Origin of the sequence: Vibrio mimicus CAIM 602 (genome assembly GCF_000338875.1) — a bacterium.
Classification (GTDB): Bacteria; Pseudomonadota; Gammaproteobacteria; order Enterobacterales; family Vibrionaceae; genus Vibrio; species Vibrio mimicus.
In genome coordinates, this window is sequence record NZ_AOMO01000029.1 from 68,146 (window position 1) to 93,842 (window position 25,697).

Consider the following 25,697-nt stretch of genomic DNA (forward strand, 5'->3'; position numbering starts at 1 on the left):
GGATGATGATTTTGAGCGTCAGGATGTGAAAGCACACACTTTTTTACACCCTCCGATTTGGTTGAGGGGGGCGTAAAGCATACACTGACGACAAACCAAGGAGGCATTGTGTTCCCGATATTACTGTTCTTATTTATTGCAGTCCCTGTGATTGAAATTGCTCTGTTTATTCAGGTTGGTGGTGTGCTCGGTTTATGGCCAACCATCGCTTTAGTGTTGCTGACGGCTGTGGTTGGGGCATCACTGGTGCGTAGCCAAGGTTTGCAGACGTTACTTACAGTGCAGCAGCGATTGGCACAAGGCCAACTGCCAGCGCAGCAGATTTTAGAAGGTGTGATGTTGGCGGTGGCGGGCGTTTTGTTGCTTACCCCCGGCTTTTTGACCGACATAATGGGTATGCTGATCTTGCTGCCTGCGCCAAGGGCTTATCTGGCCAATCATTTGATGAGCCGTGTGGTAGTACGCAACATCCATACGGGTGGGCAAGGTTTTGAACAGCCTAACCCATTTACCGATCGCTCAAACTCTAACGGAACGACCTATGAAGGCGAGTTTGAGCGTAAAGACGATCAAGATCAGAACCGCCTGAAGTAAATCATAGAGTCAATTGGCGCATTACATTGCGCCATCAAACCCCATTTGACGCCACGCTTCAAAGGCAATAATCGCTACCGCATTGGAAAGATTGAGGCTGCGTGCTTCCGGCATCATGGGGATGCGAATGCGCTGCTCGGCAGGCAAGCTGGTAATCAACTCGGCAGGTAAACCGCGAGTCTCTGGGCCAAACATCAGCACATCACCTTGTTGAAATTTCGCATCAACATGGTGTTGTGTGGTTTTGGTGGTGCAAGCAAAGAGGCGGAAAGTACCGCGCTCGCGCTGCAAATATTCCACAAACGCTGCGTAATCTTTATGGCGAGTCACGCGTGCTAAATCATGGTAATCCAAACCTGCGCGGCGAACTTTTTTCTCTTCCAGATCAAAACCCAGAGGCTCGATCAGATGCAAGTTCGCGCCACAGTTGGCACATAAACGAATGATGTTACCCGTGTTGGGTGCGATTTCTGGTTCGTAGAGAGCGATATCAAACATAACAGACGACAAGTGAATGCAAAGAAGGGGCGAGTATAGCCCCTTCTGTTTATTTACGCAGCTTGCGTGAGAGCAATAGCGTAGTTTTCGCTGACGGCTTCCCAGTTCACGACACTCCACCACGCATCAATATACTCAGGACGGCGGTTTTGGTAGCGAATGTAGTAAGCGTGCTCCCAAACATCCAAGGCTAGGATCGGCTCACCACGCACTGCAACCACATCCATCAGTGGATTATCTTGGTTGCTGGTTGAGCTGATGCTCAGTTGACCCTCTTGCACGATCAGCCACACAAATCCCGAGCCAAAAGTATTGACAGCGGCTTGTGAAAACGCCTCTTTAAATTGAGCAAAGCTGCCAAAGTGGCGTTCAATGGCTGCTGCAAGTTCGCCTTGAGGTTCACCGCCACCATTCGGTTTCATGCAGTTCCAATACAAAATATGGTTGTAGTAACCGCCACCATGATTACGCACAGCCGCGGGAAGCGTTGAAACACGTGCAAAAATCTCGCTAAGCGACTGATCTTGGTAATCTGTGCCTTTAATGGCGGAGAGAAATTTATCGTAATAAGTGCGATGGTGTTTGCTGTAATGCACTTCCATCGTTTTGGCATCAATGTACGGTTCTAGTGCATCGTAAGCGTAAGGCAGATCGGGAAATAAGTGGGGCATGCAAAATCCTCCTTGGATGAATATCGCCTTCCTATAAGAACAACCTATAGGAAGGGTATAAATTCATGTTAATGATAATTAATATCATTAACAACCTGAAGATTGTGCGGGTATTACTGCCCCTTGTTGGAAAGTATTACGATGCCTGCAAAGGTAAAGTAAAGCGTACCTGCAAGCCGCCCAATGCACTGCGTGTCGCACTGATCGTACCGCTGTGCTGGCGAATAGCGCTTTCAGTAATGGCAAGTCCAAGGCCTGTACCACCACTGTGCCTATCGCGCGCGGTAGAAACCCGATAAAACGGGCGGAAAATGTCGGCCAATTCTTCCTCTGGGACACCTTCGCCATCATCATCGACGCTGATACTGAGTACGTTATCTTGAATCGTAAACGCCACGTGGATCTGCTTTTGTCCGTAGTGAATCGCGTTACGCACTACGTTTTCCAAGGCACTCATAAGCAGTTTGGGAGTGCCACTGATCTTACGATCTGGAATCGCATCAAAGGTGAGCGTTTTGTTCATCTGCTCCGCTTCAAATTCAGCATCTTTGAGAAGCTCTTCCCACAAGCTGCTTAATGGCTGGACTTCACGCATCAGGTGGCTGTTGGTTTGCATGCGCGATAATGCGAGTAAGTCGCCAATCATTTGTTCTAAACGCTGGGCTTCCGTATCAATGCGTTCTAATTCGCTGCTGCTTCCGAGTTTGCGCATCGCTAAGGCATTGGCCATACGCAAACGAGTTAAAGGGGAACGCAATTCGTGAGAGATATCGGAGAGCAGTCGCTGTTGTCCAGACACCATCTGATTGACCGCATCCACCATCTGGTTGAAGCTGCGTCCGGCTTGTTGAAACTCGGCGGTACCACGTTCCAGTTTTGGGTCATGCACGAACTCACCACGAGCCACGCGCTGAGCGGCCTGAGCCAAATTTTGTGCGGGCTTACTCAATGCCCACGCCAACCAAAGCAGTAACGGAGTGCTGACCAGCATGATAGCCAGCAGCAGTTGGAACGGCTTATCAAATAGACGCAATAAAAATGGCGGTGGCTCATCCCAACGCATACCGACATAAAGCAGTAAATCCTGCTTGGCTAAAGTAATGGGAACCGGGCCTGCCAACATATAGCGGCCATAAAGCCGTTGTTGTGGCTTCTCCACCGATTCAATACTGGAAGAGAAGTTTTGCAGTGCTTTTAGGCGAAAATCGGCATGCTTGGATGAGGTCAGAACATTGCCTTCCAAATCCGTCACAAAAAAGCGTGGTCGACCATCATGTTCACGCTGTGGTGTGCCTCGTCCTTCAAGCTGAAACAGAATTTTGCCCAGGTCTGTTCTATTTTTGTACTCCTGTTCAAAGCGCGCTTTGTTATTCAATAAGCGTTGGTGGGCTTCTGGAGACAGGTCACGAGGTTTGCGTGGATCGAGATGAGGTAGTGTCAGTACCGCAAACAGTACCAACAGCATAGTAAACCAGAAGATGGCAAAGATTCGTCCATATAGGTTATTCAGCTTGGGTAAGCGCATCACTCCTCCTGTACCATCAAATAACCGCGGCCACGTAGGGTTTTGATTCGAGCTTTGCCGTCCAGCCGTTCTGGCAGTTTTTTGCGTAGGTTGGATACATGCATATCGATCGCTCGATCAAATGCGGCGAGGCGTTTACCCAATACCTCAATACTGAGCATCTCTTTAGTGAGCGTTTCACCGGGAGACTGTACAAAATGGGTGAGTAGCGCAAATTCCGTGGTGGTGAGATCGAGCAGTTGCCCCTGACAATAGGCTTCCTGCTTACCGGGATAAACTTGGATATCCTGACATTCGATCACGTCTGTATGTTTGGGAGCAAGGGCGTTCTGCGTGCGGCGCAAAATTGCCCGGATGCGCGCCAGTAATTCTCTATCGCTAAAGGGTTTAGGCAAATAATCATCCGCGCCGAGTTCTAGGCCAATCACGCGATCGATCTCTTCGCCTTTAGCGGTCAGCATTAACACCGGAGTGGCCCATTTTTCGCGTAGGCGTTTAAGCGTTTCCATGCCGTTGAGCTTTGGCATCATCACATCCAGCAAAATCAGATCTATCTGATCGGTCACGGCGGCCAATCCGGCTTCGCCGTCATTGGCTTCAGAAATCTCAAAGCCTTCGTACTGTAATACCTCAGTTAATAAACTGGTCAGTTCGGTGTCATCATCGATCAGAAGTATGTGTGCCATAGCTGCCTCTTCATTGCGGGGTTAAGGTAAGTTTACCGTGAAAAAAGAGCTGAGATCAGTGAGCAATCAGCTCTTTACGATTCTTTACGCTCCCTATACGTCACTTGACCTTGCAAGTCGTACTCTATGTTTAAGCGCTGTACCCGCAGCCATGAAATCCATAACGTAATGTAGAGGAACGAACAATGAAACTGGCTAAAAAAATGACTCTCGCTGCTGCAATCCTCCCACTCACTTTAGGTACCACAGCCGCATTTGCTTACGGCGGCCACGGCTGGGATAAAGAAGGCGATGGCCCTTGTGGTGGTCACGGTGAACGTGGAATTTGGAAACAGCTTGATTTAACCGCTGAGCAGCAAACTCAGCTCAAAGAAATGCGCGACGCTAATCGTGAAGAGATGCGAGCGAATCGTGGGCAAAACCGTGATGTGATGAAAGCTTTGCATACACAAGAGCGTGCTTTAGTGCTGTCTGCCGATTTTGATCAAGCGGCGGCAGAAAATCTGGCTAAGCAGATGGTAGATCAACAAGTGGCGCATCGAGTGAACATGATGGAAAAACACCATCAAATGATGAGCATTTTAACTGCAGAGCAGAAAACTAAGTTGCAGAGTTTGCAACAAGCGAAAATGGATCAATGCATGATGGATGGTGAACACGGTAAAGGTAAGCCACGTCACCAATAAAAAACGCATGCGTATCGTAAACCACAAGGCAGCTTTAGGCTGCCTTGTGGTTTTTTGTCTGATTCTCCACCGACCTGCAACTTCAATTAGTTTGGGTATATACTCGGGCTTCTTTTAGATAAACGAATATAAAAGGTGAGGCGATGAAAAAAGAGTACGCCCGTTTGGTCACTATGGCAGCTTGGACCGCAACCGCGGTAGCTACCTTGTTATTGGTGGTCAAAGTGGTAGCGTGGTGGGTAACGGGTTCGGTGAGCCTCTTGGCTTCCTTGATCGACTCGGTGCTCGATATTGCTGCTTCTGTGGTTAACCTCATCGTATTACGCTTTGCGCTGCAGCCTGCCGATCATGAGCATGCGTTTGGGCACGGTAAAGCAGAATCGCTCGCAGCTTTGGCGCAGGCGATGTTTATTTCTGGTTCTGCCTGCTTTTTGATCCTCAATGGTGTCGATCGCTTCTTCCGCCCACATGAGCTGAATGCGCCTGAGTTGGGCATTTATGTCAGTGCGCTCGCTATGTTGGTCACATTCGGTTTAGTGCTATTTCAACGCTATGTGGTGAAGAAAACGGGCAGCCAAGCCATCGCCGCCGATTCACTACATTATCAATCGGATCTTTTGATGAACGCGGCGATCATGGTTGCTCTTGGTCTAAGTTGGTGGGGATTCGGGCAAGCGGATGCTGTATTTGCGATCGGGATCGGCCTTTATATCTTATTTAGTGCCTTTAAAATGGTGCATGATGCGGTACAGACCCTGCTTGACCGTAAATTACCAGATGAAGAGATCGAGCAAATCCACGCACTTTGTTTAAGTGTTGCAGGGGTGATTGGAATGCATCAATTGCGCACGCGAATGTCAGGCCCTGTCCGATTCATCCAGCTACATTTGGAACTGGATGACAACATTTCGTTGCTCGAAGCACATCAGATATCAGATCGGGTAGAAGATAAATTGCGAGATGCCTTTGTTGGTGCTGATGTTTTAATCCATCAAGATCCACATTCTGTCGTGATGGAGACGGAGCATCGATAAAAAACTCAGCAGTAAGGCGACAAAAGCCGTCAGTTTGGCTATCTTTTCCCCAAGTTGGCAAAAAAACGGCAATCCTGACATGAATCAACACTGGGTCGGTACAAAACTGTAATACTCTTACATAAGTAGAAAACTTACAGAACTTAGTGCAAATAACAGTAGTATTCCTAATCGGGGAAGGTAACATTACGCACAGTTTTTTTGAATTTTTCTGTCTGGCTCCCTACAGGCCAGACGGCGTAGAAATTGATATTCGATTCGCAAAGTTCGAGGGTGAGCATGATTAAAAAAATCGGTGTTTTGACGAGTGGTGGCGATGCCCCAGGTATGAACGCAGCCATTCGTGGTGTAGTCCGTACAGCACTAGGCGCAGGCCTAGAAGTGTACGGTATTTACGACGGTTATATGGGGCTGTACGAAGATCGCATTAAGCAGTTAGACCGCTCAAGTGTTTCTGACGTGATCAACCGTGGTGGTACTTTCTTAGGTTCTGCGCGTTTTCCACAATTCCGCGAAGTTGAAGTCCGCGAAAAGGCGATTGAAAACCTGAGAAAACACGGCATTGAAGCGCTCGTGGTTATCGGCGGTGACGGTTCTTACATGGGTGCAAAAAAACTGACTGAAATGGGTTTCCCATGTATCGGTCTGCCAGGCACCATCGACAACGATATCGCAGGTACAGATTACACTATCGGTTACCTGACGGCACTGAACACCGTTATCGAAGCGATTGACCGTCTGCGTGATACTTCTTCTTCACACCAACGCATCTCTATCGTAGAAATCATGGGCCGTCACTGTGGTGACCTGACTCTGACTTCAGCGATTGCGGGTGGCTGTGAATACATCATCACGCCAGAAACTGGCCTGAACATGGAACAGTTGATCTCTAACATCAAAGATGGCATCACCAAAGGCAAGAAGCATGCGATCATCGCGCTGACTGAGCTGATGATGGATGCCAACAAGCTGGCGAAAGAGATTGAAGCCGCAACTGGTCGTGAAACTCGCGCTACCGTTTTAGGCCACATTCAACGTGGTGGTAAACCAACGGCATTTGACCGTGTGCTAGCGTCACGCATGGGTAACTATGCGGTGCACCTCCTGATGGAAGGTCATGGTGGTCGTTGTGTCGGCATCCAGAAAGAGCAACTGGTTCATCACGACATCATTGATGCGATTGAGAACATGAAGCGTCCAGTACGCACTGATCTGTACAAAGTAGCAGAAGAGCTGTTCTAAGCTGAATTGCGCTCTATATCTAGATACAAAAAATACAGATGCAAAAAAGACCGCCAAGGCGGTCTTTTTTATGCGCGGGTTTCTGAGTTAGAGAATGATGTCACGCACTTGCGGATCTTTACGCTCTAAATAGTGAATCGAGCGGATACGACGAATCGTGCGGCAGCGACCACGGATCAGCAGAGTTTCTGTCGTTGCGATATTACCTTTGCGGCTGATGCCATCGAGCAAGTCGCCTTTGGTAATACCGGTTGCGGCGAAAATGACGTTATCACTGCGTGCCATGTCTTCCATCTTCAGCACTTTGTTCGCCTCAACCCCCATTTGTTGGCAGCGTTCGAGCTCTTTAGCACCCCAGATACGGTTATCTTCTGTATCGCCTTTGACTTGGTGACGAGGCAGTAAACGACCTTGCATATCTCCATCCAGAGCGCGGATCACCGCAGCAGAAACCACACCTTCTGGTGCGCCGCCAATGCAATACATCATGTCTACTTCGCTATCTGGCATACAAGTCAGAATGGAAGCCGCCACATCGCCATCTGGCACCGCAAAAACACGTACCCCCATTTGCTGCATTTCAGCGATGACTTTGTCGTGACGCGGTTTAGCAAGGGTGATCACCACTAAATCGGTTAATGGCTTGCCCAGTGCCTTGGCGACATTGTGTAGATTATCTTGGAGTGGCAAATGAAGGTCGATACAGCCTTTCGCGCCTGGGCCGACCACCAATTTTTCCATATACATGTCGGGTGCTTTCAGGAAGCTGCCTTTTTCGCCCGCGGCCAGCACCGCCAGTGCATTGGATTGTCCCATGGCCGTCATGCGGGTTCCTTCGATAGGATCGACCGCAATGTCTACCGCATCGCCACCCAAGCCGACTTGCTCACCGATGTAGAGCATAGGCGCTTCATCGATCTCGCCTTCACCAATCACAATTTCGCCGCTGATTTCGGTTTGATTGAGCAGGGCACGCATTACTTCTACCGCGGCACCATCAGCGGCATTTTTATCGCCACGTCCTAACCATTTATAGCCTGCGAGTGCGGCACCTTCGGTGACGCGGGAAAAAGCCATTGCTAAATCGCGTTTCATGTTTGCTCCAAACCAAGAGAGAAATTTTGCGCGGCATTCTACCACACTCCAAAGTAAACGTTTGCCTTTTGCAGGCGCTGGCCTTTGCCTTTGATCAAGATCGAACGAAAAAAGCTAAATTTTGATCGAATAGGCCGGAGCAAAGCTGGCTTGACGGTCACTTAAGTTAAGCTTGCGTCAATTTGCGCGGTTTTTTTAACCGAATAGCGAAAAAGATCGAACTTAGGGCGTGTTTCTGTGCACAGGGCTGAGTAGAATGATCTCAATCAGTGAAGCCCACTTCACCTCAACCGAATCAACAAGGGTAAAACGTCATGTCTTTTGAAGTATTAGAAAAACTGGAAGCGAAAATTCAAACCGCAGTCGACACCATTGCACTGCTGCAAATGGAAGTTGAAGAGCTGAAAGAAGAAAAGCAACAGCTGCAAAGTGAAGCGCAAGAGCTGCGTGAAGCGCGTGAAGCTCTTGAGCAACGCGCACAGCAAGTTCAGCAAGAGCATGCGGCATGGCAAGAGCGCATCCGTAGCCTGCTGGGCAAAATGGAAGACGTGGAGTAATTCTCCTAATGAAAACGCCGACAGTGATGTCGGCGTTTTTGATCTTGGCGAGAAGTATTCTTTTAAGCTTGTGGTCTTACACCCAGAGTGTGGCATAGCGCATAGGTCATTTCTGCACGGTTGAGTGTGTAGAAGTGGAAATCTTTTACCCCTTCACGGCACAGCACGCGCACCATGTCGATCGCTTGGCTTGCACCCACCAATTGACGAGTCACAGGATCGTCTTCCAATCCCTCAAATTGCTTCACCATCCAATTGGGGACTTTAACGTTGTTTTGCGCAGCAAAACGCGACGCTTGCTTAAAGTTAGAAACGGGCAAAATTCCGGGGACGATTTCAACATCAATGCCTGCCGCGACACAGCGATCGCGAAAACGCAGGTAACTTTCTACATCAAAGAAAAACTGAGTGATGGCACGGTTGGCTCCCGCATCCACTTTACGTTTCAAATTCAGCAGATCCGCTTGTGCGCTTTTGGCTTCAGGATGTACTTCAGGGAAGGCGGCAACTGAAATATCAAAATCATGACGCGATTTCAGTAGTGTCACCAGATCTGAAGCGTACATGTCTGGTTTACCGCCACCCGGAGGAATATCGCCACGCAGCGCAACAATATTTTGAATGCCGTTATGCCAGTAGTCATCGGCGATCTGGATCAGCTCATCTCGAGTCGCATCAATACAAGTCAGGTGTGGTGCAGCAATTAAACCGGTTTTATCTTTGATGGCTTTGATGATCGAATGAGTGCGATCACGCTCACCTGAGTTTGCGCCATAAGTCACTGAAACAAATTTAGGCTTGAGATTTTTCAGACGGTGTACAGAGCCCCAAAGCGTTTCTTCCATTTGTGGTGAACTTGGTGGAAAAAACTCAAATGAAACATTGATGTCGGAAAGCTCCGCAATGTTCTGGTTCAATGCATCGATATGGCTAGCGTGTGTGTATCCCATCTTGTACTCCCTGTGACTGAGTGTCACTGCCCGAATCCGAATTGACGTTTAGACGTCTATATGGCTGTAGAATGTCGTGAATGTGCTTTGATGTCAACCTCACCATTATGAATATTTCTCATGTTGATCGTGAAGTAGATTCAAGCTTGAAAAAGCAATTGAGCGCTATGTGTGGCTAAAAGATAAGAGAGATAGAGAATGATGCTTTTAATGCAGAAAAGTATAGAAGATAGAAGTAAAAGCTCGTCATTTTGACGAGCTTTTACTTTAGAACTACAACAGGCTAGCGAGCAGATTTAAATCCGATTGAATTGCGCCCGCAGTCACTTCACGTCCTGCACCGGGGCCTCGGATCACCAGTGGGTTATCACGATACCATTTGCTCTCAATCGCAAAGATGTTGTCACATGGGAGCAAGTTTGCGAGTGGATGGTCTTGCTCTAGCGCTTCAACCCCAACACTGGCTTTGCCATTTTTCTCCAGCCTTGCCACATAGCGCAGTACTTTGCCTTGCTTCTGTGCACGAGCTAGGCGCTCAGCCAGTTGCTCGTTGAGCAGTTTGCTGTTGTCGAGAAAATCATCCAGTGACACTGAACGCAGCTCAGCGGGTACAAGTGATTCCACTTTCACACTGCTTGGCTCGATTTCAAGTCCAGATTCCCGCGCTAAGATCACCAATTTACGCATCACGTCAGAACCATCCAGATCGCAACGTGGATCGGGTTCAGTTAAACCTTGTTGCCACGCTAAATCCACCAGTTCACTAAATGGTAAGCTGCCATCGTATTGCTGGAACAGCCATGAGAGTGTGCCGGAGAAAATCCCCGAGAGTGCCATGATCTCATCACCGCTTTCACGAAGGTCGCGTACGGTGTGGTTAATCGGCAGGCCAGCGCCCACTGTAGCGTTATACAACCAGTGACGGCCAATTTTATGGAACGCATCTTTAACCTGATAGTAGTAGTTACCTGGCGCGGAACCTGCCACTTTGTTGGCGGAAATCAGGTGCAAACCTTGTTCGGCAATTTCGAGATACTGCTCGGCAAGCTCTTCGCTGGCGGTGACATCAAGCACGACGGCTTCATCGTAGCCTTCCAGCGCGCCAAGCTTTTTCAGCCAGCTTTGATCTTGGTTCGGCAGTGCTTCGTCTTGGAAATGCGTTGGAACTTGAGTGGGGTCGATGCCTTGTTCGTTAAACCAGTAGGTTTGGCTATCAACCACCGCAACCAGTTCAAAACTCATGCCGTGGCGTTGCTCCAGCTTCTCTTTTTGCTCTGCAAACAGCTTGAGCCAACTTGAACCAATATTGCCTTTACCACACAGTGTAATCGCGACGCGTTTTTGGGCTTGGAACAGTTGATTGTGGATGCCATTCACTAATTGGTTGATTGGTGTTTGGCGTAGTACGGCGACCAAACTGAGGCTAGATTCTGACGCGCTGATAAACTCGACTGGCAAGGCATTCAGTTGTTGGTAGAAGCCATAGCAGTGGTTCGGGTTTTTGGTGACACCAGCTCCGACCGCGGCGACTAAGTCATAGCCTTCTTTCAGTTTAATCTCAGCTTCGAAAGCGGCATCTTGCAGGGCTGAAAACGCTCCGGGGGCAATTTCTGCTGTGTAAGCTAAGCGTAAGCGGTATTGATCAGGCTGCGCTTCGTAAGTCAGAGGTTGCAGTTGAACGCGCAGCAAGTGTTGTAACACATCTTCTTGTAAGCGTTGGAAATCATGGTGATGCGCAAAACTCAGTTCAATCAGCAGCACATCATCGAGTGAAGTAATGATTTTTGCACCGCGACCGGAGGCCAGCACACGCTCAATACGAGTTGAACCGGATTCTGGTTGATGGCTACAACGCAGATGCAGCTCCATGGTGCTCTGCGCCACAGGCTGTAGCGTGCGGCTATGCAGCACTGGCGCGGCTAAGCGTGCCAGCTCATTGGCTTCATCGAGTCTCAATAATGGTAGCAAACATGCATCATTGACGATGCGTGGATCGGCGCTGTACACGCCAGCCACATCACTCCAAATGGTGACACGTGAAACTTCGGCCAGAGCGCCGATAACGGTCGCTGAATAATCCGAACCATTACGACCCAGTAGTACGGTATCACCCTGTTCGTTTTGCGCCATAAAACCAGTGATCACAACACGACGCTGAGTATGTTGTGCCAACACTGCTTTCAGTAATGGGTAAGAACGAGCGCGATCCACTTCCGGTTGTGTTCCCGCTTCGGCGCGTAAAAATGCACGAGCATCTTGTGCCACTGCCGGTAAATCTTGCTGATTCAATAATGCTGCGAGTAAGCGTGCAGACCACTGCTCACCATGGCCAAGCACCCAAGCGTATTGCTCGCTGCTCAGAGGGGCATTGAGCTCACCTAACACGCTAATCTCTTGTTGCAGTTGGGTGAGTAGCGGTTCGGCCGCTTCGGCTGTCAGTAGTTTGGTGATCAAATCGGACTGATATTGGCGCAACGCATGCAGTGTTTCATGGGCGATTCGACCATCTTTGCTAAGTTCTTCCACAAAGTTAATCAGGCGATTGGTGGTTTTGCCAGCCGCGGAAACCACCACGAGATCTTCACTCTTCGAATAACTTTTAAGAATTTTCGCGACACGCAGATAACATTCTGGGTCGGCAAGGCTACTACCACCAAATTTATGCAGTTGACGAGCGTGAGTCATTCACAGGTCTCCTTAATTCGCTGAAAGAGTTTGCTGAAAGGCTTGGTCAAGATCGGCAATGAGATCTGAGGCATCTTCAAGACCAACCGAAAGGCGTAGCAATTGCTGTGAAATTCCAGCTTTGGCTAATGCTTCTTCACCCATCGCACGATGAGTCATGGAGGCCGGGTGGCAAATCAGGCTTTCTACTCCACCCAGCGATTCGGCGAGTGAGAACAGCGCCAACTTGCCAACAAAGTATTTCAACTGCTCAAAGCTGCCTGCAAACTCAAAACTGAGCATAGAGCCAAAGCCTGATTGTTGTTTTTTCGCAATTTCATGGCCTGGGTGGTTGGGTAGGCTTGGATGGTAAATTTTGCCAACCAATGATTGAGTCTGCAGATAGGCTAAGATCTGCTGTGCACTTTCTTCATGGATACGCATCCGCGCGCCTAAAGTGCGAATGCCACGCAAGGTCATGTAGCTATCAAACGGGGTGCCTGTTGAACCTAAACAGTTACCCCACCAAGCAAACTCTTCAGCATGTTGTTTGTTTTTACAGATCAACACACCGCCAATCACATCGGAATGACCGTTAATGTATTTGGTGGTGGAGTGCAGAACAAAATCCGCCCCTAAGGTGAGAGGCTTTTGGAATACTGGAGTCAAAAAGGTGTTATCTACCGCAACCAAAGTACCTTGCACTTTGGCTAATTGGCAAAGATGAGCGATGTCCACCACTCGCACTAAAGGGTTGGAGGGGGTTTCAATTAACAGTAACTTTGGTTTGCGTGCTAAAGCTTGCGTGAGTGCTTGTTCGTTGGATTGGTCGACAAACTGCACTTTGAAGTCGCCTTTTTTAGCGCGAGTGTTGAGCAAACGGTAAGTACCACCATAGCAGTCATGTGGTGCTACAATCAGGTCTTCAGGGCCTAGCAACGCCGTGACCCACAAATTGATGGCGGAGGTACCACAGTTCGTCACCACCGCACCTTCACCGCATTCAAGCTCATACAGGGTCTGTTCTAACAAACCACGGTTTGGGTTGCCTGAGCGGGTGTAATCGTATTTGGGTACTTCACCAAACGCGGGAAAACCATAGTTGGTCGAAAGATAAATCGGTGGTACAACGGCATGATATTGAGTATCGGATTCAATCCCGGTACGAACCGCAATGGTGGCTGGCTTGCGTGTGGTCATGGAGTTTCCTTGCTGGCTATTCTGTCCTAGAGAGCGTCATCATATACCTTTCCTGCTTGAAGCTGCAGTGTGGGTTGTCTTACAGCCACTTCACCGAGTTTGGGTATAAGGTTTATCTGTTGCCCATAAAATACTCGACACTTTACTGGTGTTAAATAAAGACGTCAACACTTCTAGACGTCTACATGTCTTTGCTTATGGCGGTAAATCCCGCTAAAATTAGGGCCTTTGAAATTTCGATTCGAACCAAAAATAACGAAGGTGCGCAATGGCAGACTGGAATGGCGAATATATCAGCCCCTATGCAGAGCATGGGAAAAAGAGCGAGTTGGTAAAAAAAATCACGGTATCCATTCCGCTGAAAGTTCTCAAAGTGCTAACGGATGAGAGAACACGCCGTCAAGTCAATAACTTACGTCACGCAACCAACAGTGAATTGCTGTGCGAAGCTTTCTTGCATGCTTACACAGGTCAGCCTCTGCCAACGGACGAAGATCTGCGTAAAGATCGCCCTGATGACATTCCTGCTGAAGCCAAACGCTTGATGACCGAAATGGGTATTGAGTTCGAATCTTATGATGAGTAATGAATTTCGTTAGCGAAAATCGCTAAGTGAAAAAATAACATTCATAAAAAAGCCCCTCATACGAGGGGCTTTTTTGTATTAATTCACTATGCGAGTGGATTAAGCCTGCATGTAATTCTCTGGCATTGGGATACGAGCAACGCCCGATTCCACCGCGGCTTCCGCTACCGCACGAGCTACACGTGGCAATAGACGTGGGTCCATTGGTTTTGGAATGATGTAATCAATACCGAAACTCAGCTTATCAACGCCAGCGGCTGCCAATACTTCCGCAGGTACTGGCTCTTTAGCCAGTTGGCGAATGGCTTCTACTGCAGCCAGCTTCATCTGGTCGTTGATTTCACTTGCGCGAACATCAAGCGCACCACGGAAAATAAATGGGAAGCAGAGAACGTTGTTGACTTGGTTTGGATAGTCGCTGCGTCCTGTACCCATGATCATGTCATTGCGTACTTGGTGTGCCAGTTCAGGTTTGATTTCTGGATCTGGGTTTGAGCAAGCAAACACGACTGGTTTGTCTGCCATCAGTTTGAGCGCGTCGGCTGGCAGCAGGTTAGGGCCAGATACGCCCAAGAATAGGTCTGCACCGGCAATAACATCTTCCAAGGTGCGTTTATCTGTATTGTTCGCAAACAGCTGTTTGTATTCGTTGAGATCGTCACGGCGAGTGTGGATCACGCCTTTGCGATCCAGCATGTAGATCTTCTCACGCATTGCACCGCACTTGATCAGCAGTTCCATACAAGCCACAGCGGCTGCGCCAGCACCAAGACAGACGATGATACAGTCTTTCAGTTGTTTACCTTGCAGCTCCAGAGCGTTCAGCATGCCCGCTGCAGTAACAATCGCTGTGCCGTGTTGGTCATCGTGGAATACTGGTACATCACAACGCTCAATCAGGCGGCGTTCAATCTCAAAGCAGTCTGGTGCTTTGATGTCTTCTAGGTTGATGCCACCGAAGGTATCGGCAATGTTGGCTACAGTATCAACAAATTCATCGATGGTGCGATGTTTGACTTCAATATCAATTGAATCAAGTCCTGCAAAACGTTTAAACAGTAGCGCCTTGCCTTCCATGACAGGCTTAGAGGCCATAGGGCCCAAGTTACCCAATCCTAAAATCGCAGTACCGTTAGAGATCACGGCAACTGTGTTGCCTTTTGCAGTGTACTTATAAACGTTGTCTACGTTTTGCGCGATTTCGCGTACCGGCTCTGCTACGCCAGGGCTATAGGCCAGTGCAAGATCCGCTGCTGAATCAGCAGGTTTAGTCAGCGCAATACCAATTTTGCCCGCAGTTGGGTAAGCATGGTAATCCAAAGCTCGTTGGCGAAATTGTTCTTCAGGAGTTGGGTTGAGGCGATTGTCATCGGACATAGGGCTGTTCTCTTATTGTTATTTATGGGAAAGGTCGCAAATTTTAAAGTAACTATTGCAAACTGCCTAGGTTAGACACTGAGCTAAGCGTACAAAAAAAAACGGAGATCTTGCTGATAAGACCAGTAGAAATGTGAATGGTGGAGAATAAATAGCCAAAACGTTTCGCCGAATAGAGTTTTATATGCAGATGAGTGAGTGGGAGAACAGTACTTGAATTGTAAAGGGAGAAGTCGAGGAGCTTTAAAATCTCATGAATGAAAAAAGGACGCCGTAGCGTCCTTTTTCAAAATCTTGCGTAAAGCAGAAATTACTTCTTCGCAGACAGTGCGCCGAAACGCTTGTTGAAGCGCTCAACACGACCACCGGTGTCAACGATACGTTGCTTACCAGAGTAGAATGGGTGGCACTTGTCACATACGTCTAGGTGCATTGAATCTTTACCTAGAGTAGAGTTGAAAACGAAAGAGTTGCCGCAAGAACAAGTTGCGTTTACTGCTTTGTATTCTGGGTGGATACCAGCTTTCATGGGATAACCTCAATTTAGGCCGTGTCGCCATCCGAATCGATTGTCGTCGGACACCACACGTAGTGTTAAAAATAACGAGTTTGCATATCCAGAGGGTCAACCCTCTAGGATGCCGTAAGGCGCGATATATTAATGAATCTCGGGTTTCGGATCAATCGATCTCGCTGATTATTTCACCAAAAGCGCAGGTCGAATTTCTGCTACGCTTCCAGTAGACTGTGATCCGTTTGATTTTTCGCTGTTTTGGACCCTGATGCGCCCCACCATTGCCCGAGTTTGCCTACCTGTACCTCTGGATAAGTCCTTTGACTATCTGATCCCGGCTCATCTATTTCCTGTGCTGGGTGGACGCGTACAAGTGCCTTTTGGGCGACAAACCTTAGTGGGTATCGTCCAGTCGCTCACTCATCAATCTGATTTTCCTATCGAACAGCTCAAATCACTGCAAGCCGTATTGGATGAAGCACCAGTCTGGCCAGAGAAACTGCAGTCACTGCTGCATTGGTGCAGCCAGTTCTATCATTATCCACTTGGTGAAACCTATGCTAATGCTTTGCCCGGCGCCTTGCGAAAAGGGAAAGCAGCAGAGCTGACTAGCCATAAAGAGTGGCGTTTGACGGCTTTAGGCCAAGAGCAACTGATGCTTGGCGTGAAGCGTGGCGCGGTAAAACAAGCACAAGTTCTCCATTTGTTGCAGCACGGAGCCTTATCTCACCAAGCCTTGCTTGATGAAGAGGTAAGTAGCAGCACATTGAAAGCTTTGGTTGAGAAAGGGTGGATTGAGTGTGAAGAGCGTAAGCCTGTTGTGCGGCCGTGGCCGCAAGAGCTTGAAGCCAAAGTGGATAAACCTAAACTCAATCAAGAACAGGCGATTGCGATTGCCGCAGTGAATAGCCACCAAGGTTTCGGCTGCTTTCTTCTGGAAGGAGTAACGGGGTCGGGCAAAACCGAAGTCTATCTCAACCTTATCACGCCTGTGTTGGCACGCGGCGAGCAAGCCTTGGTGTTGGTGCCTGAAATTGGCTTGACCCCACAAACGATCAATCGCTTTCGTCAGCGTTTTAGTGTGCCAGTGGAAGTGATGCATTCCGCGCTGAATGATACAGAACGCCTCAATGCTTGGTTGGCAGCTCGCGATAAAGTCGCGGGTATTGTGATTGGTACACGTTCGGCACTGCTCACACCGTTTGCCAAATTGGGCATTATCATCGTTGATGAAGAGCATGATAGCTCTTATAAACAGCAAGATAGTCTGCGTTATCACGCCCGTGATGTTGCTGTGATGCGTGCCCATCTTGAAAATATCCCGATTGTGCTCGGCTCGGCGACTCCTGCACTGGAAACCCTACATAATGCTCTAAGTGGTAAATACCACCATCTGCAACTGACGCAGCGTGCAGGGAATGCGTTGCCAACGCGTAATCATGTGTTGGATGTGAAAGGGTTGTATCTGGAAAGTGGCCTTTCAGCTCCTTTGATTGCGGAAATGCGCCGCCATCTTTCGGCTGGCAATCAGGTGATGCTGTTTTTAAACCGTCGCGGTTTTTCTCCGGCTTTGATGTGCCACGAATGTGGCTGGATCGCGGAATGTCAGCGCTGCGATGCGTATTACACCTACCATCAACACAGTAATGAAATCCGCTGCCATCATTGTGGTTCACAGCGTCCTGTGATCCATCAATGTAAAGGGTGTGGCTCGACTCAACTGGTTACTGTCGGCGTTGGTACGGAACAGCTTGAAGCTCAATTACACACACTGTTTCCTGAGTATCGTTCGGTTCGGATTGATCGTGATAGCACTCGGCGCAAGGGCAGTTTGGAATCCGCGTTAACCGCGATCCGCAAAGGCGAATATCAGATTTTAATTGGTACACAAATGCTCGCGAAAGGGCACCATTTCCCCGATGTTACGTTAGTGGCTTTGTTGGATGTGGATGGCTCACTATATAGCAGTGACTTTCGTGCCGCCGAACGCTTGGCGCAGTTATTCATCCAAGTCGCAGGGCGTGCAGGGCGAGCCAGTAAACCGGGTGAAGTGGTTTTACAAACGCATCATCCTGAGCACAGTTTGCTACAAGCCTTACTGCATAAAGACTACCATCAGTTCGCTCTCACTGCGTTGGAGGAGCGCAAGCTTGCTCAGTTGCCGCCATACTCTTTCCTTAGCTTATTTCGAGCCGAAGCCAATCAAACAGCACAAGTTGAAGATTTTCTACGCCAAGTGCGAGAAACTTTGCGCTGTAACCCTTGGTTTGACAGCGAATGCATGGTGCTTGGCCCAACACCCGCCCCGCTTGCGAAAAGAGCCGGAAAATTCCGTTGGCAACTGTTACTGCAAACGCCGAATCGCAGCTTAATGCAGAAAATATTGCAAAGCGCACGTCCTGCATTGCAACAACTTCCGCTGGCGAGCAAAGTGCGTTGGTCGATCGATATTGATCCGCAAGATCTCAGTTAATCCGTATTTCATTTTCTAAAGTGGCTGTGTGTTAATTTTGTCAGCAAATTAATGCTTATTATCGTGATAAGAATCACAGTGACTGTGCAAGATTTGTTAATCTCGCCGTAACTTTCTGTTCTGAATCCCTTAGACTATCGGTAAAATCTGCTCAGTGAATCGTTTTCGCTAAGCAAAATGTTACGGTTCTCGCCATGATCTGCAGAATGAAAACGTTTTCTGGTCAGGGTTAGTACTGAATAAAACAGTCATCATTAGGGTGTGATGCATATCATCACCAAATAAAGAAAAGAGGGTAGAAAGAAATGGCGACAATGAAGGATGTTGCCCAGCTTGCCGGAGTCTCAACCGCGACCGTGTCTCGTGCGTTGATGAACCCTGAAAAAGTCTCCTCATCAACTCGTAAACGAGTGGAAGAGGCGGTGCTGGAAGCGGGTTACTCACCAAATTCTTTAGCGCGCAATTTGCGCCGCAATGAGTCAAAAACCATCGTTGCTATTGTTCCTGATATCTGTGATCCCTACTTTTCTGAGATCATCCGCGGTATTGAAGATGCGGCGATGGAGCACGGCTATTTGGTGTTGTTGGGTGACAGTGGTCAACAAAAGCGTCGGGAGAATTCCTTTGTAAACCTTGTGTTTACGAAACAAGCCGATGGCATGTTACTGCTGGGTACAGATTTACCGTTTGATGTGAGTAAGCCTGAACAAAAAAATCTGCCGCCTATGGTGATGGCGTGTGAATTTGCTCCTGAGCTTGAATTACCGACGGTGCATATCGATAACCTGACTTCTGCATTTGAAGCGGTGAACTATCTGACTCAGCTTGGGCATAAGCGCATTGCACAGATCTCTGGTCCACAACATGCGGCATTGTGCCAATTCCGTCATCAAGGCTATCAACAGGCGTTGCGTCGTGCTGGCATCACTATGAACCCGACTTACTGCACTTTTGGCGATTTCACTTTTGAAGCCGGGGCAAAAGCGGTGCGCCAGTTACTGGCGTTGCCAGAGCAACCAACCGCCATTTTCTGTCACAATGATACGATGGCGATTGGGGCGATTCAGGAAGCTAAACGACTGGGTCTGCGAGTACCACAAGATCTCTCCGTCGTCGGCTTTGATGATATTCAGTTTGCTCAGTACTGTGATCCACCGCTGACCACTATCTCGCAACCTCGTTATGAAATTGGTCGCCAAGCTATGCTGATGATGTTAGAGCTACTGCGTGGACATGATGTACGTGCCGGGTCACGTTTGCTTGAAACCAAACTCGTGGTACGTGAGAGTGCTGCGCCGCCAAGCAAAAAATAAATCACAACGTGAACCGAGCCATCCGGCTTGCCATTTTGGCTCGGTTAATCCCTCCTTTTAAAGCAGCAGCGATGTCGGCCACAAGGCCAAGTTGTTTGGGTATAACTCTGTTATCTGGCCGCGATCTGCATTAACATGTGGACAATTTTGTTAATTTCCGAACAACAACGTGGCTAATAGAGATTATGTAAGAGGCGGTCGTAGTCCGAAGAAGCCGACCCGAAAAAAAGCAGCTCCGCGTCGTAAACCTTGGCGCAGTGGTTTAGTAGCAATAGTGTTACTGGCCGTGTTTGGTTATGGCTTGTATCTACTCAATAACGACCCTGAGCCAAAGACGAGCACACCAGTCTCGAAGACTCCAACAACATCAACCAGTAAACCGAAACCAACAGAAACGTTGCCACCCCCACCGACAGAGAAGTGGGATTATGTGGATTCATTGCCCAATCGTGAGATTGAAGTGGTGGCGAAAGAGCAGGAAGTCTCTGACATTCCTTACGTGATGCAATGTGGCGCCTACAAAACGTCGGAGCAAGCCGAAGCTCGTAAACTGGATATCGCATTCCAAGGTATCAGCAGCCACATTCGCAAAAAAGCGGACAGCAGTTGGTATCGCGTCGTTCTGGGGCCATACAAATTTAAGCGCGATGCTGAGCGTGATAAACATAAGCTGCAACGAGCGAAGATTGAGCCTTGTGCGATTTGGAAAGAAACGCAGTAATTACTCTTAAAAACAAAAAAGCCTGATGTCGATCAGGCTTTTTTGTTGGTATTAAGTCAACTTCTCCGGTCTGGCTTGAAATTCTCCTTCGATAGCCACATATAAGCGTTAACTCTCCTATAAAGAATAAAGAGGCCTCTTGTGACTACTATCGTATCAGTGCGTCGTAATAATAAAGTTGTCATCGCTGGTGACGGGCAGGTATCGCTAGGTAATACCGTCATGAAAGGTAATGCACGTAAAGTGCGCCGCCTATACAACAACAAAGTGCTGGCAGGTTTTGCTGGTGGCACCGCTGATGCGTTTACCTTATTTGAGCGCTTTGAAAGTAAGTTGCAGATGCATCAAGGGCATCTAACGAAAGCGGCGGTCGAGCTGGCCAAAGATTGGCGTAGCGATCGCGCATTGCGTCGTTTGGAAGCCATTTTGGCGGTCGCCGATGAAACAGCATCACTGATCATCACAGGTAACGGTGATGTATTGCAGCCAGAACATGATCTGATAGCGATTGGCTCTGGCGGCAACTATGCGCAAGCGGCGGCGATTGCATTACTTGAAAATACGGATTTGGATGCACGAACCATTGCTGAGAAAGCACTGAACATTGCTGGCGATATTTGCGTATTTACTAATCATAATCACACTATCGAAGAACTCGAAATTCCGCAGGCCATGTTGCCGCAAGGTCAATAATCACAAGATAGTGCCCGATAAGCTGAGTGAAGGATTTAAATCATGTCTGAAATGACTCCCCGCGAAATAGTGAGCGAGCTGAATCGCCACATCATTGGTCAAGACAAAGCGAAACGTGCAGTGGCAATTGCTCTGCGTAACCGCTGGCGTCGTATGCAGCTTGAAGAAAGCTTGCGTGTTGAAGTGACCCCAAAAAATATTCTGATGATTGGCCCAACTGGTGTGGGTAAAACCGAAATTGCCCGCCGTTTAGCTAAATTAGCGAATGCGCCTTTCATTAAAGTTGAAGCCACCAAATTCACTGAAGTGGGTTATGTGGGTAAAGAAGTGGAGTCGATCATCCGTGATCTGACGGATGTAGCGGTTAAGCTGACTCATCAACAAGCGATGGAAAAAGTGAAATTCCGCGCGGAAGAACTTGCGGAAGAGCGTGTGTTGGATGCTTTGCTACCGCCTGCTCGCGATGCGTGGGGACAAGCCGAGCAGAAAGAAGAGAATTCGAGTACGCGCCAAGTTTTCCGTAAAAAACTTCGTGAAGGCCAGCTCAACGACAAAGAGATTGAAATCAATGTCTCTGCACCACAAATGGGTGTGGAAATCATGGCTCCTCCGGGCATGGAAGAGATGACCAATCAACTGCAAGGGCTGTTCCAAAATCTAGCCGGCGATACCAAGAAAAAGCGCAAAATGAAGATCAAAGATGCGCTGAAAGTTTTGGTGGAAGAAGAGGCCGCTAAGCTGGTGAATCAGGAAGAGCTGAAAGAACAGGCGATTTACAATGTCGAAAACAACGGCATCGTGTTTATCGATGAAATCGATAAAATCTGTAAACGCGGTGAGGTATCGGGTCCTGATGTTTCTCGTGAAGGGGTACAGCGCGATCTCTTACCTTTGATTGAAGGCAGCACGGTATCCACCAAGCATGGTATGGTGCGTACCGATCACATCCTATTTATTGCTTCTGGTGCATTTCAAGTGGCAAAACCATCGGATCTGATCCCTGAGCTGCAAGGTCGTTTACCGATTCGCGTTGAGCTGGAAGCGCTATCAAGTAACGATTTCAAACGCATTCTGACTGAGCCGAAAGCATCACTCACCGAGCAATATGTCGCCTTGATGAAAACTGAACAAGTAGATGTGCAGTTTACCGAAGATGGCATCAAGCAAATTGCGGATGCGGCATGGCAAGTTAACGAAACCACTGAAAACATCGGAGCGCGCCGCCTGCATACCGTGCTGGAGCGCCTGATGGACGAAATTTCCTTTGATGCGACTGAAAAAGCCGGGCAAGCGTTTGTGATTGATGCCGCCTACGTGAAAGCGCGTTTGGGTGAACTGGTAGAAGACGAAGATCTCAGCCGTTTCATTCTTTAGAAAGCTCTATTTTTAGAAGCCAAGAAGCCCACCTCAAATTGGTGGGCTTTTTTATCTGGGGTATTTCCGCGTATACTGACGCCATGTTGATCATACTCTCATTATCATGAATAACTCTGTGCAAATTTGGTTGGATGCGGCGCGTCCGAAAACCTTGCCTCTGGCTCTGATCTCAATTTTAACGGGGAGCGCACTAGCTTTCTCAGCAGGACATTTTCATTGGTTGGTGGCTGTGTTAGCGCTGCTAACGGCGACCTTACTGCAAATATTATCCAACTTAGCCAACGATTATGGCGATGCGGTGAAGGGGACGGATAACGAATCTCGACTTGGGCCAATGCGCGCTATTCAATCCGGTGCTGTCAGCTTAAAAGATATGAGGCTGGCTATGGGAATCAATGTGCTGCTGACCATTATCATGGGGCTGATTTTAGTGTTTTACGCCTTAGATAATTTGCAAAATATCTTGGTGTTTATTGCGCTGGGTGTGCTGGCGATTCTCGCGGCAATTGCTTATACCGTTGGCAATAAACCTTATGGGTATGTAGGGCTTGGTGACCTGTCGGTATTTTTGTTCTTTGGTCTGCTTGGCGTGTCGGGGAGCTTTTTCCTACATACTGGTTATATCGAGTGGAGTTTGCTTCTGCCTTCCTTGGGCTGCGGCTTACTCGCAGTAGCTGTGCTCAATGTAAACAACATGCGTGACATTGAAAATGATGCGATTTGCGGTAAACGTACCGTTGCGGTGCGTTTAGGGCAGGTACGTGCCAAGCAATATCATTTTGCTCTCTTATTTGGCGCAGTGTTGGCTTTCGCGGCTTACTTGGTGTTGCAGGATAAAGCACTGTGGATTAGCTTGCCATTTTTGCTCTGTTTATTCGTAGTGACACGCCATGGCCGTGAGGTTTGGTTTACAGAACAACCAGCGCAAATTGCACCTATGATGCCGGTTGTTGTAAAAACTTCTGTGATCACCAACCTTTTGTTTGTAGGAGTGATCATTGCCCAAACTCTGACAAGTTAATTTGCACTCTGTCATTGCAATGGCACTATCACTCTATATACTCGTTGGAAGACTTTCGCTAAGAGAACAAAGCTATGGAATACAATACTTCAGCGCTGTGTGATATCTATCTCGACCAAGTCGATGTCGTGGAGCCTATGTTCAGCAACTTTGGTGGCTGTGCTTCTTTTGCCGGTCAGATCACTACAATCAAGTGCTATGAAGATAATGGCTTGATCCGTGAAACGCTTGAGCAAGATGGTTTAGGCCGTATTTTGCTGATCGACGGCGGTGGTTCACTGCGTCGTGCATTGATTGATGCAGAACTGGCAGCTCTAGCGGAAGAAAATGAGTGGGAAGGCATTGTGGTGTATGGCAGTGTCCGTGAAGTGGATGAACTGGAAGAAATGAGTATTGGCATTCAAGCCATTGCATCAATTCCAGTGGGTGCCACTTCACAAGGTGTCGGTGAAGTGGACATTCCAGTCAACTTCGGTGGCGTCACCTTCCTGCCTGAAGATTATCTGTATGCCGATAATACTGGCATCATCATCTCACAAGAGCCGCTGAGCGCGGACTTGGGTGTAGAAGAGGAAGATGAGCTGCTGTAGCTGATTCATTTGCCCGAAGAATAAAAAAAGCCGATGTCGAATACATCAGCTTTTTGTCATCTTACGTATCCATTGATTCCTTAAACTACAGTGTTGCAACCAACACTGTTACAGCTGTGAGTTGGAAGAGGTGTTGGTGTTCTGAATCAAACGTTAGTTACAGAATCCGACGTTAAGTGCTGACGGCGTAATCTCAGCGCATACAGATAACCCAATAGCCCGCCCAGTACGTTACCCACAGCAATCCCGATAAATAGCCCTTCGATGCTGTACACAGCGCCACCAATCCAAGCGGCGGGTAGGGTGAACACAAACAGGCGCATAAAGCTCCATTGAAAAGCCTTCAGTGGCTGATGTAAGGCGTTGAGAGCGGAAACCAGCATCATTACCACACCTTGAAAGCCGTAGCTGATTGGCACCACTAACAAATAATGCCATAGCAGATCGCGTACCGCTTGTTCTTGAGAAAACAACGCTGCCAGCGGAATACTCAGTGGCACCATCATCACAAACACCATTAACTGAAACAGCAGTGAAAAGCGCAGGCTCAGAAAGAGTCCTGCAAAACTGCGTGCTGGGTTTTGTGCACCAAGATTTTGTGCCATAAATGGGGTAAGTGCTGAGGTCAGCGACATCAGCACCAAAATCAGAATCGATTCAATACGCTGTGCAGCGCCATACGCAGCAACCGCAGCAGTCCCGTGACTGGAGAGCATCATCATCAGTAAGGCGCCGGAGATAGGATTCATTGCGGTAGACAGCGCGGCGGGAGTGCCGATTTTTAAAATCTGTTGCCAGTCATGGCGAAGATGCGGCAAAGACGGCATCGCCAGTAACTTTTCTCGCTTGATCAATACATAGAGCGATCCGAACAAAGCTCCAAGCCAGGAGAAGGCACTGGCAATCGCCGCCCCTTGAATGCCTAGTTCAGGAAATGGGCCGTAACCAAAAATCAGCAGTGGATCGAGCGCTCCATTGATAAAACCTGCCAGCATCATAATTTTGGCTGGTGTTTTGGTATCGCCTGTGGCTCGAATCGCACTGTTACCTGCCATAGGTAGCACCAGCAACGGAATAGTTAAATACCACACTACCATGTATTGCTTGATGAGTGGGATGAGGTCATGACTGGCGCCGAGTAGTAAAAACAGCGGTTCAATCGTTAGTAAACCAAGTGTCGAAGCAGCGGCCACCAGCAATAACGCCAGTAATAACCCATGACTAGAAACGCGAGCTGCTTGTCGTCCATCGCCTTGTCCAAGCAAACGGCCTATGCAGGTAGAAAGTCCAACTCCAATACCCATGGTGATACAGTTGACCGCGAAGGTAACGGGAAAGGTGTAACTGATGGCTGCCAGCGCCTGTGTTCCCAGCAACGAGATAAAAAAAGTATCAACAAGGTTGAACATTAAAATCGCGACCAAGCCGAAGATCATCGGTACTGTCATTTGCCGTAAAACGGTAGGAATAGGTGCAGAAAGCAGGCCGTGTTTATCTTGCATAGGATGGAGTGCGCGAAGGAACAAGGTGCCTAGCATACCTGAACTTAAAAACAGGGACTAGGTAAGGGCAAGAATGTATGGGCTGGAACACATTCAGCGAATGCTATCCCCTTCCTACATGAAGTAGT

The 25,697-nt window shown here is 48.3% G+C and carries 24 protein-coding genes; 13 read left to right on the forward strand and 11 right to left on the reverse strand.

The window, feature by feature from the left end; genetic code table 11:
- Positions 1 to 108: 108 nt before the first annotated feature.
- Positions 109 to 594: an FxsA family protein gene (locus D908_RS10445; protein ID WP_000483996.1), complete on the forward strand. Its 486-nt coding sequence runs from the start codon at positions 109 to 111 to the stop codon at positions 592 to 594.
- Positions 595 to 615: 21 nt separating this feature from the next.
- On the opposite strand, the gene trmL is transcribed toward D908_RS10445, so the two are convergent.
- The 4 genes from trmL to D908_RS10425 form a co-directional block, all read right to left on the reverse strand.
- The gene (gene trmL, locus D908_RS10440; RefSeq protein WP_005524310.1) at positions 616 to 1,092 is read right to left on the reverse strand and encodes a tRNA (uridine(34)/cytosine(34)/5-carboxymethylaminomethyluridine(34)-2'-O)-methyltransferase TrmL; all 477 of its coding nucleotides are present in this window, start codon (positions 1,090 to 1,092) and stop codon (positions 616 to 618) included.
- 53 nt (positions 1,093 to 1,145) lie between these two features.
- Positions 1,146 to 1,763 carry a superoxide dismutase gene (locus D908_RS10435; RefSeq protein ID WP_001120288.1) on the reverse strand — a complete coding sequence of 206 codons (618 nt, stop codon included), beginning with the start codon at positions 1,761 to 1,763 and terminating at the stop codon, positions 1,146 to 1,148.
- Between the two features lie 136 nt (positions 1,764 to 1,899).
- On the reverse strand, positions 1,900 to 3,288 hold the full coding sequence (cpxA, locus tag D908_RS10430) for an envelope stress sensor histidine kinase CpxA (RefSeq protein ID WP_005524311.1): 1,389 nt from the start codon (positions 3,286 to 3,288) through the stop codon (positions 1,900 to 1,902).
- Complete coding sequence (locus D908_RS10425; protein ID WP_000940149.1) at positions 3,288 to 3,974, reverse strand: response regulator; 687 nt, start codon at positions 3,972 to 3,974, stop codon at positions 3,288 to 3,290. Before D908_RS10425 ends, cpxA begins: the two co-directional genes overlap by 1 nt.
- Before the next feature lie 185 nt (positions 3,975 to 4,159).
- Here D908_RS10425 and D908_RS10420 point away from each other — a divergent pair, with 185 nt between their 5' ends.
- The 3 genes from D908_RS10420 to pfkA all read left to right on the forward strand — a co-directional run bounded on the left by D908_RS10420 (position 4,160) and on the right by pfkA (position 6,936).
- Positions 4,160 to 4,660, forward strand: a complete 501-nt coding sequence (locus D908_RS10420) for a CpxP family protein (RefSeq protein ID WP_005524312.1) — start codon at positions 4,160 to 4,162, stop codon at positions 4,658 to 4,660.
- Between the two features lie 143 nt (positions 4,661 to 4,803).
- Positions 4,804 to 5,694 carry a CDF family cation-efflux transporter FieF gene (gene fieF / locus D908_RS10415; protein WP_000712640.1) on the forward strand — a complete coding sequence of 297 codons (891 nt, stop codon included), beginning with the start codon at positions 4,804 to 4,806 and terminating at the stop codon, positions 5,692 to 5,694.
- A 279-nt stretch (positions 5,695 to 5,973) separates the two neighbouring features.
- On the forward strand, positions 5,974 to 6,936 hold the full coding sequence (pfkA, locus tag D908_RS10410; protein WP_000591799.1) for a 6-phosphofructokinase: 963 nt from the start codon (positions 5,974 to 5,976) through the stop codon (positions 6,934 to 6,936).
- A gap of 87 nt (positions 6,937 to 7,023) precedes the next feature.
- Here the strand turns inward: pfkA and glpX are convergent, their stop codons facing one another.
- Positions 7,024 to 8,031, reverse strand: a complete 1,008-nt coding sequence (glpX, locus tag D908_RS10405; protein WP_000817532.1) for a class II fructose-bisphosphatase — start codon at positions 8,029 to 8,031, stop codon at positions 7,024 to 7,026.
- A 314-nt stretch (positions 8,032 to 8,345) separates the two neighbouring features.
- Between glpX and zapB the strand changes: the two genes are divergently transcribed.
- Positions 8,346 to 8,588 carry a cell division protein ZapB gene (zapB, locus tag D908_RS10400; RefSeq protein WP_000007391.1) on the forward strand — a complete coding sequence of 81 codons (243 nt, stop codon included), beginning with the start codon at positions 8,346 to 8,348 and terminating at the stop codon, positions 8,586 to 8,588.
- A gap of 62 nt (positions 8,589 to 8,650) precedes the next feature.
- Here zapB and metF read toward each other — a convergent pair whose 3' ends face one another.
- From metF to D908_RS10385, 3 genes are all read right to left on the reverse strand, one after another.
- Positions 8,651 to 9,538 carry a methylenetetrahydrofolate reductase gene (gene metF, locus D908_RS10395; RefSeq protein ID WP_005524313.1) on the reverse strand — a complete coding sequence of 296 codons (888 nt, stop codon included), beginning with the start codon at positions 9,536 to 9,538 and terminating at the stop codon, positions 8,651 to 8,653.
- A 273-nt stretch (positions 9,539 to 9,811) separates the two neighbouring features.
- Complete coding sequence (locus D908_RS10390; protein WP_005524314.1) at positions 9,812 to 12,223, reverse strand: bifunctional aspartate kinase/homoserine dehydrogenase II; 2,412 nt, start codon at positions 12,221 to 12,223, stop codon at positions 9,812 to 9,814.
- 12 nt (positions 12,224 to 12,235) lie between these two features.
- Positions 12,236 to 13,402 (reverse strand): O-succinylhomoserine (thiol)-lyase, encoded by a 1,167-nt coding sequence (locus D908_RS10385; protein ID WP_005524315.1) that lies wholly within the window; start codon positions 13,400 to 13,402, stop codon positions 12,236 to 12,238.
- A 268-nt stretch (positions 13,403 to 13,670) separates the two neighbouring features.
- Between D908_RS10385 and metJ the strand changes: the two genes are divergently transcribed.
- Entirely contained in the window at positions 13,671 to 13,988 is a 318-nt protein-coding gene (gene metJ / locus D908_RS10380; RefSeq protein WP_000796267.1) for a met regulon transcriptional regulator MetJ, read from the forward strand.
- A 99-nt stretch (positions 13,989 to 14,087) separates the two neighbouring features.
- Here the strand turns inward: metJ and D908_RS10375 are convergent, their stop codons facing one another.
- Positions 14,088 to 15,365 carry a malic enzyme-like NAD(P)-binding protein gene (locus D908_RS10375; protein ID WP_005524317.1) on the reverse strand — a complete coding sequence of 426 codons (1,278 nt, stop codon included), beginning with the start codon at positions 15,363 to 15,365 and terminating at the stop codon, positions 14,088 to 14,090.
- Positions 15,366 to 15,675: 310 nt separating this feature from the next.
- Positions 15,676 to 15,894, reverse strand: a complete 219-nt coding sequence (gene rpmE / locus D908_RS10370; RefSeq protein WP_000643443.1) for a 50S ribosomal protein L31 — start codon at positions 15,892 to 15,894, stop codon at positions 15,676 to 15,678.
- Positions 15,895 to 16,147: 253 nt separating this feature from the next.
- Between rpmE and priA the strand changes: the two genes are divergently transcribed.
- The 7 genes from priA (at position 16,148) to rraA (ending at position 24,067) form a co-directional block, all read left to right on the forward strand.
- Positions 16,148 to 18,352, forward strand: a complete 2,205-nt coding sequence (gene priA / locus D908_RS10365) for a primosomal protein N' (RefSeq protein ID WP_005524318.1) — start codon at positions 16,148 to 16,150, stop codon at positions 18,350 to 18,352.
- Between the two features lie 305 nt (positions 18,353 to 18,657).
- Positions 18,658 to 19,665, forward strand: coding sequence for a DNA-binding transcriptional regulator CytR (cytR, locus tag D908_RS10360; RefSeq protein ID WP_000224452.1), 1,008 nt, complete (start codon positions 18,658 to 18,660; stop codon positions 19,663 to 19,665).
- Between the two features lie 169 nt (positions 19,666 to 19,834).
- Positions 19,835 to 20,386 (forward strand): SPOR domain-containing protein, encoded by a 552-nt coding sequence (locus tag D908_RS10355; RefSeq protein ID WP_005524321.1) that lies wholly within the window; start codon positions 19,835 to 19,837, stop codon positions 20,384 to 20,386.
- 141 nt (positions 20,387 to 20,527) lie between these two features.
- The gene (gene hslV, locus D908_RS10350) at positions 20,528 to 21,079 is read left to right on the forward strand and encodes an ATP-dependent protease subunit HslV (protein WP_000208246.1); all 552 of its coding nucleotides are present in this window, start codon (positions 20,528 to 20,530) and stop codon (positions 21,077 to 21,079) included.
- A gap of 42 nt (positions 21,080 to 21,121) precedes the next feature.
- Entirely contained in the window at positions 21,122 to 22,453 is a 1,332-nt protein-coding gene (gene hslU / locus D908_RS10345; RefSeq protein WP_005524323.1) for an HslU--HslV peptidase ATPase subunit, read from the forward strand.
- Positions 22,454 to 22,559: 106 nt separating this feature from the next.
- Entirely contained in the window at positions 22,560 to 23,477 is a 918-nt protein-coding gene (locus tag D908_RS10340) for a 1,4-dihydroxy-2-naphthoate polyprenyltransferase (protein ID WP_005512015.1), read from the forward strand.
- Between the two features lie 74 nt (positions 23,478 to 23,551).
- Complete coding sequence (gene rraA, locus D908_RS10335; RefSeq protein ID WP_000456240.1) at positions 23,552 to 24,067, forward strand: ribonuclease E activity regulator RraA; 516 nt, start codon at positions 23,552 to 23,554, stop codon at positions 24,065 to 24,067.
- Positions 24,068 to 24,213: 146 nt separating this feature from the next.
- On the opposite strand, the gene D908_RS10330 is transcribed toward rraA, so the two are convergent.
- Positions 24,214 to 25,569: an MATE family efflux transporter gene (locus D908_RS10330; RefSeq protein WP_167733107.1), complete on the reverse strand. Its 1,356-nt coding sequence runs from the start codon at positions 25,567 to 25,569 to the stop codon at positions 24,214 to 24,216.
- Between the last annotated feature and the right edge of the window lie 128 nt (positions 25,570 to 25,697).

What these genes read in the sequence shown, in the direction of transcription:
- trmL (WP_005524310.1), bottom strand. Translation starts at nt 1,092, where the DNA reads ATGTTTGATATCGCTCTCTACGAACCAGAAATCGCACCCAACACGGGT.
- D908_RS10435 (WP_001120288.1), bottom strand. Translation starts at nt 1,763, where the DNA reads ATGCCCCACTTATTTCCCGATCTGCCTTACGCTTACGATGCACTAGAA.
- cpxA (WP_005524311.1), bottom strand. Translation starts at nt 3,288, where the DNA reads ATGCGCTTACCCAAGCTGAATAACCTATATGGACGAATCTTTGCCATC.
- D908_RS10425 (WP_000940149.1), bottom strand. Translation starts at nt 3,974, where the DNA reads ATGGCACACATACTTCTGATCGATGATGACACCGAACTGACCAGTTTA.
- D908_RS10420 (WP_005524312.1), top strand. Translation starts at nt 4,160, where the DNA reads ATGAAACTGGCTAAAAAAATGACTCTCGCTGCTGCAATCCTCCCACTC.
- fieF (WP_000712640.1), top strand. Translation starts at nt 4,804, where the DNA reads ATGAAAAAAGAGTACGCCCGTTTGGTCACTATGGCAGCTTGGACCGCA.
- pfkA (WP_000591799.1), top strand. Translation starts at nt 5,974, where the DNA reads ATGATTAAAAAAATCGGTGTTTTGACGAGTGGTGGCGATGCCCCAGGT.
- glpX (WP_000817532.1), bottom strand. Translation starts at nt 8,031, where the DNA reads ATGAAACGCGATTTAGCAATGGCTTTTTCCCGCGTCACCGAAGGTGCC.
- zapB (WP_000007391.1), top strand. Translation starts at nt 8,346, where the DNA reads ATGTCTTTTGAAGTATTAGAAAAACTGGAAGCGAAAATTCAAACCGCA.
- metF (WP_005524313.1), bottom strand. Translation starts at nt 9,538, where the DNA reads ATGGGATACACACACGCTAGCCATATCGATGCATTGAACCAGAACATT.
- D908_RS10390 (WP_005524314.1), bottom strand. Translation starts at nt 12,223, where the DNA reads ATGACTCACGCTCGTCAACTGCATAAATTTGGTGGTAGTAGCCTTGCC.
- D908_RS10385 (WP_005524315.1), bottom strand. Translation starts at nt 13,402, where the DNA reads ATGACCACACGCAAGCCAGCCACCATTGCGGTTCGTACCGGGATTGAA.
- metJ (WP_000796267.1), top strand. Translation starts at nt 13,671, where the DNA reads ATGGCAGACTGGAATGGCGAATATATCAGCCCCTATGCAGAGCATGGG.
- D908_RS10375 (WP_005524317.1), bottom strand. Translation starts at nt 15,365, where the DNA reads ATGTCCGATGACAATCGCCTCAACCCAACTCCTGAAGAACAATTTCGC.
- rpmE (WP_000643443.1), bottom strand. Translation starts at nt 15,894, where the DNA reads ATGAAAGCTGGTATCCACCCAGAATACAAAGCAGTAAACGCAACTTGT.
- priA (WP_005524318.1), top strand. Translation starts at nt 16,148, where the DNA reads ATGCGCCCCACCATTGCCCGAGTTTGCCTACCTGTACCTCTGGATAAG.
- cytR (WP_000224452.1), top strand. Translation starts at nt 18,658, where the DNA reads ATGGCGACAATGAAGGATGTTGCCCAGCTTGCCGGAGTCTCAACCGCG.
- hslU (WP_005524323.1), top strand. Translation starts at nt 21,122, where the DNA reads ATGTCTGAAATGACTCCCCGCGAAATAGTGAGCGAGCTGAATCGCCAC.
- D908_RS10340 (WP_005512015.1), top strand. Translation starts at nt 22,560, where the DNA reads ATGAATAACTCTGTGCAAATTTGGTTGGATGCGGCGCGTCCGAAAACC.
- rraA (WP_000456240.1), top strand. Translation starts at nt 23,552, where the DNA reads ATGGAATACAATACTTCAGCGCTGTGTGATATCTATCTCGACCAAGTC.
- D908_RS10330 (WP_167733107.1), bottom strand. Translation starts at nt 25,569, where the DNA reads ATGCAAGATAAACACGGCCTGCTTTCTGCACCTATTCCTACCGTTTTA.